At 65.1% G+C, this 1,608-nt stretch carries 1 protein-coding gene; it reads right to left on the bottom strand.

Annotated features, from left to right (window positions below):
* Window positions 1-364: 364 nt before the first annotated feature.
* Entirely contained in the window at window positions 365-1,477 is a 1,113-nt protein-coding gene (locus B5F33_RS10725; RefSeq protein WP_087411813.1) for an IS110 family transposase, read from the bottom strand.
* Window positions 1,478-1,608: the final 131 nt, after the last annotated feature.

The following is a 1,608-nucleotide window of genomic DNA, read 5'->3' as shown; positions in this document are numbered from 1 at the left end:
TTTTTAATATGAGAAAGCCATTGTCAAGAGGCATGACGTTACAGGTCCTGGATTTTCATCCGGGACCTGTAACTACTTCTAGTCGGCTTCGCCTGCATAAGATGCTCGTTAGTCGTCGCTCGCCTGGCAAGCTAATATCCGCGGGCTTGTGCGCTGGCCGAACAGAAAGCTTTAGCCCAGCTGGCATATGTTTCGCGCACCCACCGCATTTCGATTCTCCGTCCGGGACCGTCCTGTCGAAAATCTCTTGAGTCTCGTTTCTCGGGTGCAATCTATTCGATTACCCATAAAAAGGTCGTGAACCGATCCCGGCGATGCGTCGATATGCAAGCGCGTCCGGCAAGAACGTCTGTATCACCCAGGCTTAGCCGAGCGTCCCCTCAGCCCGCCTGCCGATCTCCCAGACCCAGCAGGCGAGCTCCCTGGCGACTGCGACGTTGGCGACGCAGGCCCGCTTGCCGGCCGCCCGCAGCGATTCGCGGCGGCGGACGAGACGGGCGGTGGCATCGTCCGCCCTGCTCTTTATGTGCCGCGACACCTCATATCCCGTCGGCGCCGCCTTGGGCTTGGGAGAGCAGGACGAGTAGTGCCAGGCCGATTCCACGAGGATGCGCCTCGAGGCGCCGTTCCCCGTCTTGGTGATGCCGCCCCACGCCTCCTTCTCGCCGCTGGAGTGCTCGGAAGGCGTGATGCCCACCCAGGAGGCATAGGAGCCCGCCGTCGGGAAGCGGCTGAAGAGGCCCGCTTCGGTGACGAGGCTGAAGGCGGATATGACGTCGATGCCCTTGATGGAGGCGAGGGCGCCGACCCTATCTTTCCATCGCTCGCCTCGGGCCTCGGCGAGCACGAGCCTTTCGAGGGCCCGCTTATCCGACTCGGCGCAGCGCACGCAGGTGACGTAGTGGTCGAACGCGTGCGCCGCCGCCTTCTCTTGGGGCCTGAGGCCTTCGGCCCATCTCCAGAACGCCCGGGTCCAGGCCCCCTTCTTCCGGCCGAGGGCGTCCACCTCGTCGAAGACGTGCCCGCGCCTCAGCAGGAACTTGGAGAGGCGCTGCCGGGATCGCTGGAGGTCGATCCGCGCGTCGTCGAGCGCGCGGGACAGGTCGCGGGCGGCCTCCACCTCGAGGGGCGGCACCCAGACCTCGGTGACGTTGCGGGTGGCGAGGAGCCTCGCCAGGAAGGCGGCGTCGCGCCTGTCGTTCTTGCGACGCTTGTCCGCCGCGGGCTTTTGCATCTTGGAGACGGCGCCGACGATGCAATCCACCCCGAGCTCGCGGAGCCTGCGACACAGGGCGAACCCGGTGGGCCCCGACTCATAGACCGCCTTGGGCTCCTCGAACGTCTTGATCCAGGAGGCCATCTCCTCGGCGTCCGTGCCGAAGGCCCTCTGCGTCACCTCGCCCGTGTAGAGGTTGAACGCGCAGGCCGCGACGGAGCGGGCGTGAACATCGAGGCCGATGGAGGTAACATGGGTCATGGGGAGCCTCCTCCCATACGTGCGGTACGGCGGCACCGCAGGCGACGATTACAAAGCCATTGTTCCCGCCCAGCCCGCGACCCGGTATGCCGCGGGGAGGCTTTCCCTCAATGGCTTTCTCATATCGTCTC

Source organism: Collinsella sp. An2, assembly GCF_002160065.1.
Lineage (GTDB): Bacteria > Actinomycetota > Coriobacteriia > Coriobacteriales > Coriobacteriaceae > Limicola.
Note: the sequence above shows the minus strand (reverse complement) of the source record. Positions and strands in the feature narration are given on the sequence as shown.